This is a genomic window from Brevundimonas sp. DS20 (genome assembly GCF_001310255.1).
GTDB lineage: Bacteria > Pseudomonadota > Alphaproteobacteria > Caulobacterales > Caulobacteraceae > Brevundimonas > Brevundimonas aurantiaca.
In genome coordinates this window covers 173,991-188,166 of the sequence record NZ_CP012897.1, presented here as the reverse complement: position 1 = coordinate 188,166, position 14,176 = coordinate 173,991, and the positions used below count along the sequence as shown (strand labels likewise).

The 14,176-nt window shown below is 68.6% G+C and carries 14 protein-coding genes; 6 read left to right on the top strand and 8 right to left on the bottom strand.

Annotated features, from left to right (window positions below):
* Both JL11_RS00905 and JL11_RS00900 read left to right on the top strand, forming a co-directional pair.
* A complete protein-coding gene (locus JL11_RS00905; RefSeq protein ID WP_054764028.1) occupies positions 1 to 651 on the top strand; it encodes an inner membrane-spanning protein YciB in 651 nt (216 codons plus the stop codon).
* 117 nt (positions 652 to 768) lie between these two features.
* Positions 769 to 1,383, top strand: coding sequence for a MarR family winged helix-turn-helix transcriptional regulator (locus tag JL11_RS00900; RefSeq protein WP_054764027.1), 615 nt, complete (start codon positions 769 to 771; stop codon positions 1,381 to 1,383).
* 574 nt (positions 1,384 to 1,957) lie between these two features.
* Here JL11_RS00900 and JL11_RS00895 read toward each other — a convergent pair.
* The 5 genes from JL11_RS00895 to JL11_RS00875 are packed head-to-tail and all read right to left on the bottom strand — an operon-like array spanning position 1,958 to position 6,539.
* A complete protein-coding gene (locus tag JL11_RS00895) occupies positions 1,958 to 2,389 on the bottom strand; it encodes a phasin (RefSeq protein ID WP_224762259.1) in 432 nt (143 codons plus the stop codon).
* A 38-nt stretch (positions 2,390 to 2,427) separates the two neighbouring features.
* Positions 2,428 to 3,213: a creatininase family protein gene (locus tag JL11_RS00890; protein WP_054764026.1), complete on the bottom strand. Its 786-nt coding sequence runs from the start codon at positions 3,211 to 3,213 to the stop codon at positions 2,428 to 2,430.
* Between the two features lie 25 nt (positions 3,214 to 3,238).
* Positions 3,239 to 3,853: a TetR/AcrR family transcriptional regulator gene (locus JL11_RS00885; protein ID WP_054764025.1), complete on the bottom strand. Its 615-nt coding sequence runs from the start codon at positions 3,851 to 3,853 to the stop codon at positions 3,239 to 3,241.
* Complete coding sequence (locus JL11_RS00880) at positions 3,853 to 5,463, bottom strand: DHA2 family efflux MFS transporter permease subunit (RefSeq protein ID WP_054764024.1); 1,611 nt, start codon at positions 5,461 to 5,463, stop codon at positions 3,853 to 3,855. The genes JL11_RS00885 and JL11_RS00880 overlap by 1 nt, the downstream gene beginning before the upstream one ends.
* Positions 5,460 to 6,539 (bottom strand): HlyD family secretion protein, encoded by a 1,080-nt coding sequence (locus JL11_RS00875; RefSeq protein WP_054764023.1) that lies wholly within the window; start codon positions 6,537 to 6,539, stop codon positions 5,460 to 5,462. The genes JL11_RS00880 and JL11_RS00875 overlap by 4 nt, the downstream gene beginning before the upstream one ends.
* Positions 6,540 to 6,662: 123 nt before the next feature.
* Between JL11_RS00875 and JL11_RS00870 the strand changes: the two genes are divergently transcribed.
* Together JL11_RS00870 and nth are read left to right on the top strand one after the other, a co-directional pair.
* Positions 6,663 to 7,964 carry a flavin monoamine oxidase family protein gene (locus tag JL11_RS00870; RefSeq protein WP_054764022.1) on the top strand — a complete coding sequence of 434 codons (1,302 nt, stop codon included), beginning with the start codon at positions 6,663 to 6,665 and terminating at the stop codon, positions 7,962 to 7,964.
* Entirely contained in the window at positions 7,961 to 8,719 is a 759-nt protein-coding gene (nth, locus tag JL11_RS00865) for an endonuclease III (RefSeq protein ID WP_054764021.1), read from the top strand. Before JL11_RS00870 ends, nth begins: the two co-directional genes overlap by 4 nt.
* 6 nt (positions 8,720 to 8,725) lie before the next feature.
* On the opposite strand, the gene JL11_RS00860 is transcribed toward nth, so the two are convergent.
* Positions 8,726 to 9,205, bottom strand: coding sequence for a MarR family winged helix-turn-helix transcriptional regulator (locus JL11_RS00860; RefSeq protein WP_054764020.1), 480 nt, complete (start codon positions 9,203 to 9,205; stop codon positions 8,726 to 8,728).
* Positions 9,206 to 9,359: 154 nt separating this feature from the next.
* On the opposite strand from JL11_RS00860, the gene JL11_RS00855 reads away from it, so the two are divergent.
* On the top strand, positions 9,360 to 10,838 hold the full coding sequence (locus JL11_RS00855) for a methyl-accepting chemotaxis protein (protein ID WP_054764019.1): 1,479 nt from the start codon (positions 9,360 to 9,362) through the stop codon (positions 10,836 to 10,838).
* Here the strand turns inward: JL11_RS00855 and JL11_RS00850 are convergent.
* Positions 10,835 to 11,701 carry an ATP-grasp domain-containing protein gene (locus JL11_RS00850; protein ID WP_054764018.1) on the bottom strand — a complete coding sequence of 289 codons (867 nt, stop codon included), beginning with the start codon at positions 11,699 to 11,701 and terminating at the stop codon, positions 10,835 to 10,837. The two genes, JL11_RS00855 and JL11_RS00850, sit on opposite strands and share 4 nt — an antisense overlap.
* 92 nt (positions 11,702 to 11,793) lie before the next feature.
* Here JL11_RS00850 and JL11_RS00845 point away from each other — a divergent pair, with 92 nt between their 5' ends.
* The gene (locus JL11_RS00845; protein ID WP_054764017.1) at positions 11,794 to 12,810 is read left to right on the top strand and encodes an adenosine kinase; all 1,017 of its coding nucleotides are present in this window, start codon (positions 11,794 to 11,796) and stop codon (positions 12,808 to 12,810) included.
* Positions 12,811 to 12,977: 167 nt separating this feature from the next.
* Here the strand turns inward: JL11_RS00845 and JL11_RS00840 are convergent, their stop codons facing one another.
* Positions 12,978 to 14,108: an aromatic ring-hydroxylating oxygenase subunit alpha gene (locus JL11_RS00840; protein WP_054764016.1), complete on the bottom strand. Its 1,131-nt coding sequence runs from the start codon at positions 14,106 to 14,108 to the stop codon at positions 12,978 to 12,980.
* Between the last annotated feature and the right edge of the window lie 68 nt (positions 14,109 to 14,176).

Here is a 14,176-nt window from a genome sequence, read left to right as displayed (position 1 = left end):
ATGACCGACGCTCCCGCCCCCGAGACGAAGAACCGCCAGTGGATACGCCAGCTGGTCGATTTCGGGGCGCTCGCCGCCTTCATGATCAGCTATTTCGCCACGCGGGACATGATCTTCGCGACCTGGGTCCTGGTCGGCGCCTCGGCCCTGGCCCTGGGGGTCGGCTATGCGGTCGAGCGGCGCTTCGCCCCCCTGCCGCTGATCACCGGCCTCTTCGCCCTGGTGTTCGGCCTCCTGACCGTCTTCACCCACGACGACCTGTTCGTGAAGCTGAAGCTGACGGTTCAGAACGGGCTTCTGGCCGTGGTGCTGCTGGGCTCCATCCCGCTGAAGAAATATCCGTTCAAGGCCCTGCTGGGCTCGGCCATCCGGGTCAATGACGCCGCCTGGCGCACCTTGACCCTGCGCTACGGCCTCTATTTCCTGGCCGTCGCCCTGTTGAACGAGGTGTTCCGCAGCCCTGAGGCCGTCACGGCCGTCTGGCATGCCCTGGGGCGTGAGACGCCCAATCCCAACGACGTCTGGACCAGTTTCCGGGGCGTTCTGTGGATCGCCGCCTCCCTGTTCGGCCTGTCCCAGGTGCCGCTGATCATGAAGAATATGATCAAGGACGAAGAGCCGGGTCCGATCTCGCCGGACACGGGCCTCTGATGGCTGAATGACGGGAGCTCACAGACAAAATGTCGCGTAACCGACATACTTCTCGCGTCAAATCGTAAAGCCCCGCTGATACGCATGCGGACGAAAGACACTCGGGGGACGGTCGATATGGTCAAGTCTGGCAAGGCGGCGCGGAAGGTCGGGCCGCTGGGAACCTCGCCCAGCCATCTGATGCACCGGGCGCTGCAGCTGGCGCTGGACATCTATTCCGAGGAAATGGGCCCCGACGGCCTGACCCAGCGTCAGTTCGCGGTCCTGGAGGCCGCCTCGCTGAAGGCGGGCCTGACCCAGACCGAGCTGGTGCGGATGACCGGCATCGACCGCTCCACCCTGGCCGATCTGGTCACGCGGATGACCGCCAAGGGCCTCCTGGAGCGCGAACGCTCGACCCTGGACGCCCGCGCCAAGGCGGTTCGTCTGTCGCCGGAGGGCGCCGCCCGACTGGAGGCCGCCCGTCCCCTGGTCGAGACCGCCGACAAACGGATCATGGCCCTGCTGCCCAAGGGCCAGCGCGACGCCTTCCTGACCCAGTTGGCCGAACTGGCCGCCGCCGCCGACGCCGCCCCCGACGCCGCCAAGGCTGAGGCCAAGGCCGCCAAGAAGGCCGCGAAACTGGCCGAGAAGGAAGCCAAGAAGGCCGAAAAGGCCGCCAAGAAGGCCGTCCGCCCCGCCAAGCCCGGCAAGGCCAAAAAGCCCAGGCTGAAGGTGGTCGAGGTCGCCTGACGGCGGCCGCTCGTCATTCCTCCCGTCATCCGCCCGACCGACGCCCGGTCTTCGGGTCAGGCCCGAGCATGACGGGGGTGGGAGGTGGTCTTGGCGTCAGTGGGCGGAGGGGTCGACTCTCCGCCGGGTGATCGGGGGTGGGAAGTGAGCGCTTTCAGAAAAACGTTCAGCATCGCATGTTTCGTGTACGCGGGCGCCGTGCTGCTAAGTTTATTTAAGTTGATCCCTGTGGATTCGGGTCAGCTTAGTATCGGTTTTATAGTCATTTTTATAATCGACTATGTAGTCGGCCTCCTTGTCGAGGCGCGTGAAAAGTCCGCCAAATAATACGGATAGCTCGAGCGCGCCAATATACAGTGCTTTGTCGGCCGACCACGCCGATATTATCGCGCTTTAACTTGGGATCGCGCGGGCCGCTGCGAGTGTGAGGTTCTGGCGCGGCGCCCGATCAGCGCCCGGTCCTGGATGACGGGGATGGGGCTCGGGCCGGCGTCGGTGAGGCGTTGAGAGCCCCTCCACCCCGCTGCGCGCGCTTCCCCTCCCCACTGCAGGGGGAGGAGCCGGTGCGGCGGTCCTACCGCTTCCTCAGCCGTTTGGCGTTGGCGACGGCGGTCTTGTGGATGGGGGTCAGGGCGGCGGTCTGGGCCTGGGTCAGTTCGGCGCTCAGGGCCTGGGCCTGGCCGGCGGCGCGGCTCCACCAGCCCAGGGCGTAGCGGAACTGGGCCTGGGCGGCCGCAGCGGGGGTCAGGGCGCAGGCGATCTCGGTCGCGGCCTGCATCGCCCGCGCCCCTTCGTCCAGGGCCGCCTGGCCCAGGCGTTCGCCCACGGCGCCCGCGCGAACCGACAGGGCGGCGGCGGAGGCGGCCAGGGCCTCGGTCTTCTCGGTCGTCATCAGCGACAGCTCGGCCAGGTCCTGGCCGGCCGGATCGGTCAGCCCCTGAACCATTCGCCCGGTGCGGGCGGCGATCACCTGGGCCGAGGCGTTCAGCAGTTCGGCGCCCAGCACCGCCGGCGCGACGGCGGCGGGGACGCGGGCCCTGCGGCTCAGAACCCGGCTCCCGACACGGCCTGGGGCCGCGTCTCGGCGGCGAAGGCCGCGACGTCGGACAAGAGGGCGGGGACGGCCAGGTCGATGATGCGGCGGCCCTTTTCGGGGCTGGCCTGGGCCGGGTCGGAGCCGATGCGGCCGTCGGGGAAGCGGGCGCGGTAATCCAGGGCGTCGCGGATCGGGCCGCTGGGCGCGATCTGGGGGCTGTAGTCGGCCGTCTTGATCCGGTCGGGATAGGCGGCCTGGGTCACGGCGATCTCGGACGGGGTGGCGTGCATGCCGTGGCCGGTGGGGAAGATCTGGTTGCACAGGCCCTGGACGCCCGGAAGGTCCCACCAGTTCTTCAGCTTCAGAACAAACGGAGGCTCCTCCTCCATGAAGCTCCATTCGGCGTAGATTTCCGAGAAGGTCGCCTCGATGGTGGCGACGTTCCCGCCGTGGCCGTTGAGGAAATAGATCCGCTCGAACCCGTGGCGGCTCAGCGACGAGACCCAGTCGGTGATGGCGGCCATGAAGGTGGAAGGCCGCAGGGAGATGGTCCCGGCGAAGGCCAGGTGATGCTGGGCCATGCCGATGTTGAAGGTCGGAGCCACCGTCAGGGCGGCGTCGGCGCGCTCGGCCTCATGGGCGATGATCTCGGGGCACAGCCAGTCGGTGCCGAGCAGACCCGTCGGGCCGTGCTGCTCGTTGGAGCCGATGGGAACCACGACCGTCTTCGACAGGGGCTGGTCCGAGGCGATGCGGGCGTCGATCTCGGGCCAGGACGACAGGTGGATCAGCATGGGCGAACTCCTTTACGCGACCGTCTCACCTAGCTTGATCCAGCGTCGGCGCATAGGCCGTGACGAAGATCCTCGCGGCTTCTCGGGCGCGATGGGCGCGGCGCTCATCGTCGATCTGGGGCACGTTCAGCATAGACCGCAGATGGGCGTGACCCAGGACCAGGCCGGTGAACATCTCGGCCGCCTCGTCGGGGTTAGGCGTGTTCAGCCGACCGGCGCGGGTCTGTTCGGCCAGCCAGGCCGACAGCAGGCTCAGGCTGCGGCGCGGCCCGGCCTCATAGACCGTCTGGGCCAGTTCGGGCGCATCGGCCGACAGCAGCACCACGCCGCGCATCGAACTGACCTTGTCCGGGTGGCAGACCAGCGTCAGCAGGCCCTGGGCGAAGGCTTCGAGCACGACCAGGGGCGAGCCGCTGGATCGCAGCGGGGCCACGATCGCCTCGGCCTTCTGGTTCGCCATGGCCCGGGCGATCTCCAGCTTGGAGGCGAACCGGTTGTAGACCGTCTGTTTCGACACCCCGGCGAGACGGGCGATCTCCTCCATCGAAGCCGACAGGCCCTTCTCGGCGAACAGGGCGGCGGCCGCCTCCAGTATGGCCTCGCTCTTCTTCTCGTCGACCTGGCCCCGGCGGCGCGCCATCAGTGGGCGTCCGAAGGGGGCGCGCCCGGCTGGGCCTTGACCGGCTGGGCCAGCAGGGTGACGAAGGCGGCGCCGGCGCACATGATGCCCAGCAAGGCGAAGGCGTCGCCGAAGGCCATGGTCGTGGCCTGTTTCTGCAGGATGCCATAGACGGCCTTCATCGCCGAAGCGGCCGGGTCGATGGTGCCGGCGAAGCGCTGGGCCATGCCGGCCATCATGTTGCGCATGGCCTGGTCGCCCTGGGTGATGCCGCTGGTCAGTTCGCCCATATGGATGGCCGTATTGGTGGTCAGGCCGGTGTTCAGGATCGCCAGGCCGAAGGCGCCGCCGACATTGCGCGACAGGTTGACCAGGCCCGAGGCGTTCTTGACCATGTGCGGCGGCAGGGTGGCCATGGTCACCTGCTGCGAGGCGATCATGGCCAGCATGACGCCGACCCCGCGGAAGGCCTGGACCGAGGCGAATTCCCAAAAGCCCCAGTCGTCGGTGACGATCCGCGCCTCCCACATGCCCCAGGCGCACAGCATGAAGCCGCCGAACATCAGGATCCGCGCGTCCATCCGGCGCACCAGGCGCCCGGCGAAGGGGGCGGTGGCGAACATCGCAAGACCCGAGACGACCATGGTCGTGCCCACTTCCGACGACGAATACTCCCGCACCCGCCCCAGGAAGAGGGGCAACAGGAAGGTGCCGCCGAACAGGGCGAAGCCGACCGTGAAGGTCATGACGAAGCCGACCAGGAAGTTGCGGTTGCCGAAGGCGCGCAGCTCGACGATCGGCTGGCGATAGGTCAGGGAGCGCCAGACGAAGATCGGCCCGGCCACGGCGGCGACGACCGTCAGCATCAGGATATGGGTGTCGTCGAACCAGTCGTTCTTGGCGCCCTCCTCGAGCACATATTGCATCGACATCAGGAAGGCGGCCATCAGGCCCAGGCCCCACCAGTCGAACCCCTTGGCCAGGGACGGGTCGCCCTTGTCGAAGTTCCCGTACCGTCCGACCAGGAAGAGGACCAGCAGGCCCGGCCCCACATTGATGAAGAACAGCCAGCGCCAGCTGAGCCACTCGGTCAGGTGGCCGCCGAGCGTCGGGCCGACGGTGGGGGCCAGGGTGACGATCAGGCCCATGACCACGCTGGCCGTGACCCGCTTGTCCGGCGGAAAGGCGGTGAAGGCCACGGCGAAGACGGTCGGGATCATGGCCCCGCCGACGAAGCCCTGGATGGCCCGGAACAGGATCATCATGTCGATGGACGTCGACAGGCCGGTGGCCACGCTCATCAGGACGAAGCCGGCGCAGGAGGCCAGGAACAGCCGCTGGGTGCCCCACAGCCGCGACAGGAAGCCGGACAGGGGGATCATGACGACCTCGGGGATCAGATAGGCGGTCTGGATCCAGCTGATCTCGTCGGCCGAGGCGCCGACGCCCGCCTGGATCTGGGGCAGGGAGGCGGCGACGATCTGGATGTCGAGGATGGCCATGAACTGGCCCACCACCATGCCGGCGAAGCCCAGCAGCAGCATGGTCCAGTTGATCTCGGGATGGCCGGCGACGGGGGCCCTGGCGTCGGACGGGGCCCCGCCGGCGGCGGCGGGGGCGGCGGCGGTCACGGGCGGGGGGCCGCGATGGAGGCTTCGGCGAAGCTCGCGCCGCCCTGGCTCTTCAGATCCACCTTGACGTCCACCGACAGGCCGGGGCGCAGGGCCAGGTTCCGGTCGGCGCCGCTGACGACGATCCGAACGGGAACGCGCTGGGTGATCTTGGTGAAGTTGCCGGTGGCGTTCTCGACCGGGATCAGGGCGAATTCGGAACCGGTGGCGGGGGCGAAGCTGTCGATCCGGCCTTCGATCTTGCGGCCGGGGAAGGCGTCGGCGGAAATCTCGACCGTCTGGCCCAGCCGCATCCGGTCCAACTGGGTCTCCTTGAAGTTGGCGACGATATAGGTCCGGGTCAGGGGCACGATCGACAGCAGCTGGGTTCCGGCGTTGACGAACTGGCCGGGGCGGACGCTGCGGGCCCCGACGACGCCGGCGATGGGCGCGCGGATCACCGTGCGTTCCAGGGCGATGCGGGCCTTTTCGACCTGGGCGCGGGCCTGTTCGACGGCGGCGACGCTCTGTTCGCGGGTCGAGCCCAGCACCCCGGCGGTGCGCTGTTCGGCGACCAGGGCGGCCTGGGCCTGGGCCACGGCGGCGTCGGCGGTGACGGCGGTGGCGCGTTCGGTCTGGATCCGCTGCTGCGAGACCCAGCCCTGCTGGGCCAGCTTGCCGTAGCGGTCGACCTCGGCGCGGGCCAGGCCGGCCTGGGCGCGGGCCTGGGCTACGGCGGCGGCGCGGGCGGCGACGGTCGCCTTCTCCTGCTCGGCCTGGGCGTCGACATTGCCGACGGCGGCGATGGCCGCCTGAAGATTGGCTTCGGCGCGGATCAGTTCGGCGCGCTGGTCGCTGTCGTCCAGCTTGACCAGGACCTGACCGGCCTCGACCCGCTGGTTGTCGCCGACCAGGACCTCGGTCACCCGGCCGGCCAGCTGGGGGCTGACCAGGGTGGTGTCGGCCTGGACGAAGGCGTTGTCGGTGCTCTCCCACCTCTGGCCGTTCAGCCACCAGACGATCCCGCCCGCGATCAGGGCGAGACCGACGAGGATCGCGGCGAACAGCGGCAGGCGTTTCTTCAGTTCAGGGGACATGGGGACATCCGGGGGAGGGTGCGGCGTTTTGAAGCGGCGCTAAAATGGACGTCGCCGTCCAAAAATCAATCTCCAATCGCCAGAAGCCCGATCACGCCTGGTTTTCGTGTATGTCCTCGCCTCATGACCGACCGCGCCCGAGCTTCGAATCCCCTGCCGTCCGAAGTCGATGTGGCGGTCGTCGGGGCAGGGGCGGCGGGGATCGCCGCCGCGCGGCGGCTGGTGCGGCCCGGCCTGTCGGTTCTGGTGCTGGAGGCGCGCGACCGGATCGGCGGGCGCGCCTGGACGGCCCAGGTCGAAGGCGAGGGCCTGGACATGGGCTGCGGCTGGCTGCACTCGGCCGACGACAATGTCCTGGCCCGGCGGGTGGAGGCCGAGGGCCTGACCCTGGACCGGACCCCGCCGCCGTGGCGGACCCAGGCCTTCGATCACGAGATCACGCGCGCCGACCTGGCCGAGTTCGGCGAGGCCTTCGCCGCCTTCGATCAGCGCCTGAGCGAAGCGGCGGCGCGGGGTGAAGACCGGCCAGCCTCTGACTTCTTCGATCCCGACTGCCGCTGGAACGCCCGGATGGACGCCATCTCGGGCGCCCTGAACGGGGCGCGGTTCGCCGAGGTGTCCAGCCTGGACTACGACGCCTATGGCGACACCGGGGTGAACTGGCGGGTGCGCGAGGGCTATGGCCGGCTGATCGCCCGTCTGGGCGAGGCCGTGTCGGACGCCGTGGTGCGCGACTGCGCCGTGCGGCGCATCGACCGCTCCGGCCCCCTTTTGCGGCTGGAGACCAGCCGGGGCGAGCTGACGGCGCGGGCCGTGATCCTGACGGTCCCCAACAGCCTGATCGCCAGCGAGGCTGTGCGGATCGATCCGCCGGTTCCCGCCTGGCTGGAGGCGACGGCGGGCGTGCCCCTGGGCCTGGCGTCCAAGGTGCATATGACGGTGCGGGGCGCAGGCGACTTCCAGCCCGACACCCAGCTTTGGACCCGCACCGACACGGCCGAGACCGGCGGCTATCATCTGCGGCCGTTCGGGCGGCCGATGATCGAGGCCTATTTCGGCGCCGACCTGGCCTGGGGACTGGAGGCGCAGGGGCCCGCCGCCCTGGTCGACTTCGCCGTGTCCGAACTGGTCGCGGCCCTGGGCTCGGACATGCGGCGGCGGCTGCAGGTCGCAGCCGTGTCGAACTGGGGCGCCGATCCCTGGTCGCGCGGCGCCTATTCCCACGCCCTGCCGGGTCATGCGGGGGATCGGGCCAGGCTGCGAACGGCGGTCGAGGACCGAATCTTCCTGGCGGGCGAAGCGACGGCGCCGGTCTATTACGGCACGGCCCACGGCGCCTGGATGGAAGGCGAGCGGGCGGCGGAGGCCGCCCTGGCCGGCCTGGGTCTTGACCCGCGCCGCGACGACGGCGACAGCGAGGCATGACGCCGCCCAAGGCCCGAAAATCTGTCGCCAAGCCGCTGAAGCCCGGCCCGAAACGCCCGGCGGTTATGACCGGCGCCTCGGTTCCCGTGCTGCGCTGGCCGCCTGACGAGGACCGGGTCCAGGCCGTATTCGAACGCCTGTCCGGCGTCATGCCCGAGCCGAAGACCGAGCTGAACTTCTCCAACCCCTTCACCCTGGTCGTCGCCGTCGCCCTGTCGGCCCAGACCACGGACGTCGCGGTCAACAAGGCCACCGACCGGCTGTTCCAGGTCGCGGACACGCCGGAAAAGATGCTGGCTCTCGGGGAGGAGGGACTGGTTCCCTACATCGCCTCCATCGGCCTCTATCGCGGCAAGGCGCGGAACGTCATCGCCCTAAGCCGGATCGTGCTGGAGAAACATGGCGGCGAGGTTCCGCTGAACCGAACCGATCTCCAGGCCCTGCCGGGCGTGGGGCGAAAGACCGCCTCGGTGGTGCTGAACGAACTGGGGATCGAGGCCGCCATCGCCGTGGACACCCATGTCTTCCGCGTCTCGCACCGGCTGGGGCTGGCCAACGCCAATACGCCGGACAAGGTGGAGGCCCAGCTGTTCCAGGTCGTGCCGGAGCCGTGGCTGCCCAAGGCCCACCACTGGCTGATCCTGCACGGCCGCTACACCTGCACGGCGCGCAGGCCCAAATGCCTGGCCTGCGTCATCGCCGACCTGTGTCCGTCGCGGGCGGGGCTGGCGGCTCTGGGCGAGGCGGCGCCCTGAGGGGCTTCAGGCGGCGTTCGCCGCCTCTGCGGCTTCCATATCCGCATTCATCGTCTGCAGGATGGCGCGCAGTTCGGCGATCTGGGCGCCGGACAAGGGGAGGCGCTCCACCACCTGGCAACGCACGCCCAGCACCTTCTCACGCAGGGACCAGCCCGCTTCGGTGGGCTCGACCCAGACCCGACGCTCGTCCTCGGCGTCGCGTCGCCGGGTCAGAAGGCCGGACGCCTCCATCCGCTTGACCTGAGGCGTCAGGGCGCCGGTCTCCATGTGCGTGCGCCGACCAATCTCGCCCATGGTCAGGGGACGCCCGCTCTCCCACAGGGCCAGCAGGATCAGATACTGGGGGTGGGTCAGACCCAGGGGGTCGAGCAGACGTCGATAGATGCGCGTCACCAGACTGGCTCCGGTCTGAAGCGCCAGGCACAGCTGGGCGTCGATCTCCAGATCGCGGAACCCGTCGGAACCAATCTGCGCCTTCGCCATTTCGCCCTCCTCGAGCCGCCAGGGGGCGCGAGTTTGCACCCAAACACAGGTTGTTAAGCACAAAACCTGAAAAAATCAAAAATATCAAACGTGATATAATCAATCATTAGGCAATCTCGCCGATAACCCTCCGACGAAGACACAGGAGTGTGGAATGTTCGGCACAGCGCAGAAGCGTCGCCAGCAACAAGAGCTTCAGGAACTGACCGGCATGGTCGCGGCGCTGAAGCGGTCGCAGGCGGTCATCGAATTCGCCCTGGACGGGACGATCCTGGAGGCGAACGAGAACTTCTTATCCGTGATGGGCTACCGCCTGGATGAGGTGCAGGGCGCCCACCACCGCATCTTCGTCGATCCGCAAGACGCCAATACGCCCGCCTACGCCGACCTGTGGCGCCGGCTGAATGCGGGCGAATTCATCGCCGACAAGTTCGTCCGCTACGCCAAGAACGGCGCGCGCGTGGTCATCGAGGCCAGCTACAATCCGATCTTCGACATCGACGGAAAGCCGTGCAAGGTGGTCAAGTTCGCCACCGACATCACCGCCGTCGAGGCCGAGCGCGAGCGGCGTCTGGAGGCGGACCGTCTCGCCGCCCAGGTTCAGGCCTCGGTGGTCCAATCGACCGGGCGCGCCCTGTCCGCCCTGGCGGCCGGCGATCTGTCCTACAGGATCACCGACGCCTTCCCCGGCGACTATGCGGTTCTGCGCGAAGACTTCAATCGAGCGATCGCCGCCCTGGATCAGGCGGTGGCGGTCATTCGCGTCAATGCGGCCTCCATGCAGTCCGGCGCCAATGAGATCAGCAGCGCCGCCGAAGACCTGTCGCGCCGCACCGAGCGTCAGGCCGCCGGACTGGAAGAGACCGCCGCCGCCCTGGACCAGATCACCGCCACCGTGCGCCGGACAGCCGAGAACGCCCAGTCCGCCGATGCGGTCGTGGGCCAGACCCGCACCCAGGCCGAGACCGGCGGAGCAGTGGTTCAGCGCGCCGTTTCCGCCATGGAGCAGATCGAGGCCTCCTCCGCCCAGATCGGCCAGATCATCGGCGTCATCGACGAGATCGCCTTCCAGACCAATCTTTTGGCGCTCAATGCCGGGGTCGAGGCGGCCCGGGCGGGCGAGGCTGGTCGCGGCTTTGCGGTCGTGGCCTCCGAGGTCCGCGCCCTGGCCCAGCGGTCCGCCGACTCGGCCCGCGAGATCAAGGCCTTGATCTCCACCTCCAGCGCTCAGGTCGAGTCCGGCGTCAAACTGGTGCGGGAATCGGGCGAGGCGCTTTCGGGCATCGCCACGCGCATCCACGACGTCACGCACCTGATGGCCGAAATCCGCGCCTCGACCCAGGAACAGGCCGTGGCCCTGGCCGAGGTCAACAACGCCGTCAATGACATGGACCAGGTCACTCAGCAAAATGCTGCGATGGTCGAGGAATCGACGGCCGCCAGCCTGAGCCTCGACCGCGAGGCGACCGACCTGGCCGAACTGGTCGGCCGGTTCCGACTGTCCGAGGGGCAAGGCGAGGCGGCACCCGCGCCGATCCGCCAAGCCCAGGCCCGGATCGAAGCCTTCGCCGCCGAGACCCTGCGCCCTCGCCCGCGTCTGGTCGCTGCGGCAGGCGAGTGGCAAGCCTTCTAAAGGCGGTTTCGAACCGCTTCGGCGAATCCGGCGCCGTTCGCCGAGTCATGGTCCAGATAGAAGTCGGGCTCGATCAGCTCGGCCTCCATCAGCACCCAGGCGCCGGCGTCGTCGCGCGCCAGGTCGATGCGGGCGTAGAGCAGGGGCTCCTCGACCGCCGCCAGCACCTGTTCGGCCAGGGCGAATGCGGCCGCGTCGGGCGTCACGGTCGTGTAGAGGCCGCCGAACTGGATCTGGATGCGGAAGTCGCCGGGGACCGGCCGCTTGTTGACTGCATGGCTGAACCGGCCGCCGAAGAAGAGCAGGGAGGTCTCTCCCTCGGTCTCGATCGACTTCAGATAGGGCTGGATCATGGCCGGACCTTCCGGCGCCTCGGTCAGGGGCTGTCCCGGCGTCAGGCGCAGGGTGCGGAAGGCGCCAGCGGACACCGTCGGTTTTATGATGAGGGTCGGGGCGCCGGTTTCGGCGAAGGCGGCGTCCACCTGGTCCTGGGTGATCGCCTCGCTCCAGCGGGTCGGGGGAATGGGCACGCCCTTGTCCGCCAACCGGGCCAGATAGGTCTTGTCCGAATTCCAACCCAGGACCGAGGCCGGATTGGCGATCGGCAGGCCGGCCGTCGCCCAGGTCGCGCAGGCCTTCAGCCAGCGGGCGTGGTCGCGGTGATAGCCCCAGGCGATGACCGGCAGGATCAGGTCATGGCCCTCCAGCCCCGAGGCGTCCTCGACATGGTCGGTCCAGGGCGTGGGCGTGATCTCTGCGCCGGTCGTCTCCAGCGTGGCCTTCAGACGCGCCAACACCTCGGGCCAGCGGCCGATGTAGGATTTGTCGGCGGGGTCGGGGGTCAGGACGGCGATCCGGGTCATGCGCCCTGCCTATCGCAACCGGCCGATACATATAAGGGCTTCCTTATAGGTTTTCGGGTGACGTGCCGGTCTTCAACCGCTAAGGCGCGCCCATGACCCAGAACACCGCCCAATATGACGTCTGCGCCGTCGGCAACGCCATCGTCGACGTGCTCAGCCCCTGCGACGCCGCCTTTCTGACGGCCCAGGACCTGGCCCCCAACTCGATGCAGCTGGTCGACGCCGAACGCAGCGCCGCCCTGTATGACGCCATGGCGCCGGGCGTCGAGGCCTCTGGCGGATCGGCCGGCAACACCGTGGCGGGCGTCGGCTCCTTCGGCGGCCGGGCGGCCTATATCGGCAAGGTGGCCGACGACGTCCTGGGTCAGGTCTTCACCCACGACATCCGCGCCGCCGGCGTCCATTTCGACACCCCGGTCCTGACCGGCGGGGCCGACCAGGGTTTCGGCACCGGCCGCTGCCTGATCAACGTCCTGCCCGATGGGGCGCGGACCATGGCGACCTTCCTGGGCGCCGCCAATCAGCTGTTCGCCGACGACATCGACGAGGCCCTGATCGGCGCCAGCCAGATCGTCTATCTGGAAGGCTATCTGTTCGACCCGGCCCCGGCGCGGGCCGCCTTCGAACGGGCCGCCGCCGCCGCGCACAAGGCCGGTCGCAAGGTGGCCATCACCCTGTCGGACACCTTCGTCGTCGCCCGCTGGCGCGCCGAACTGCTGAGCTTCATCGAACAGTCGGCCGACATCGTCCTGGCCAATGAGGCCGAACTGGGCGCCCTGTTCGAGACAGATGATTTTGACGCCGCTGCGGCGAAACTGGCCGCCCTCGTCGAGGTCGCCGCCGTGACGCGCGGCGAACACGGCTCGGTCGTGATCAAGGGCGAGGAGCGCGTCGCGGTCGCCGCCTATCCGGTCGCCAAGGTGATCGACACCACGGGCGCCGGCGACCAGTACGCCGCCGGCTTTCTCTTGGGTCTGGCGCGCGGTCTGTCGCTGGAGGAGGCCGGGAAACTGGGCTCCCTGGCCGCGTCCGAAGTCATCGCCCACTGGGGCCCGCGCCCGATGGTGAAACTGGCGGACCTGGCCGGGGAGTATGGGCTGAGGGTGTAATCCGGACCTTCCCCCGCTCGCGGGGGAAGTGTCAGCTCGTCGAGCGCAGCGAGACGGCTGACGATGGGGGAAGTCCTCTTGCTTTAAGCAAGACTTCCCTCTCCGACCCTGGTCCGCTGCGCGGACGCCGGGCCACCTCTCCCGCAAGCGGGAGAGGGTCGTTTGTGTCAGCTCTTCCACCTCAGGGTCGTGGGCTGGATCGGATTGACGAACGGCCGCCCTTCGGCGCGGCTCCTGGTCCATTCGCGCTTGAGCTGCTGGTACCATTTGGCCTGTTTGTCGGCGTCGTCGATCCAGATCAGGGCGGGGTCGTAGCGCAGGCCCTCGTTCTGCAGGTTCACCATGCCGCCGTCCTGTTTCAGGAAGGCGACCACCCCCAGGCGCAGGAAGGGCTTGGCCAGGTCGAAGACCCAGTGGTCGGACCAGAAGATCTGGGTGATGCGGGTCTTGGTGTCGCTGATCGGGGTCAGGCAGGTCAGGGCCAGGACCTGTTTCTCGCCCACCTGGATATGCTCCCAGCGATAGCCGGGCAGGCGGAAGGTGATCTCGGTCGCCGGGGCGCCGCCCAGGATCTTGTAGAGGCGGCTGTTGGACGAGGGGGCATGGCGCACCATGGCCCAGCCGAAGTCTACGGGTGCGAAGGCCTTGGCCTTTTCGTGCATCGAATGTTCGGACCGCCACCACCATTGCTGGTGGACATAGGGGCCGTGGGCCGGGTCCATCAGGCCGACGACGGCATGGTCGATATGGCTGTCGAACTCCATCCATTCGACCAGTTTCGGGCCGGATCCGACGACGCCGGGGAAGACGGGGGGCTCATGGTCCGGTTCTGACGGATTGCGGGCGTCCGAGGCCATCCAGACGAAGACCATGCCCTGGCTCTCGCGCACCGGATAGGACCGCACCTTGATGCGGTTCGCCTCGAACGCCTGATCCTCGACCAGGGACGGAATGGCGGCGCAGACCCCGTCGGGCCGGAAGCGCCAGCCGTGATAGGGGCATTCGATCGTCTCGCCCTCGCCGGGCTTCTCCACCAGCTTCCCGGCCGACAGGGGGGCGGCGCGGTGGGGGCAGATGTCGCGCATCCCATAGACGGCCCCCGCGCGGGTGCGGCCGATCAGGACGGGTTCGCTCATGATCTCATAGCGTTTCAGCCCGGCCGGGGCGACGTCGCGCGACAGGGCGACGAAATACCAGGCGTCGGCGACGAATCCCTTGCCGAACGGCTGGGCGCCGCTCTTGGACGGGGCGGCTTCGGCTTGAGGGGGCTGGACGGGAGCGGCGTCTGCGGGCTTCATGCGCGCCTCATAACAGAGGGACGCGGGGTCTGTCCTCACGAAGTCCTCAGAGAACTTTACAATACAAA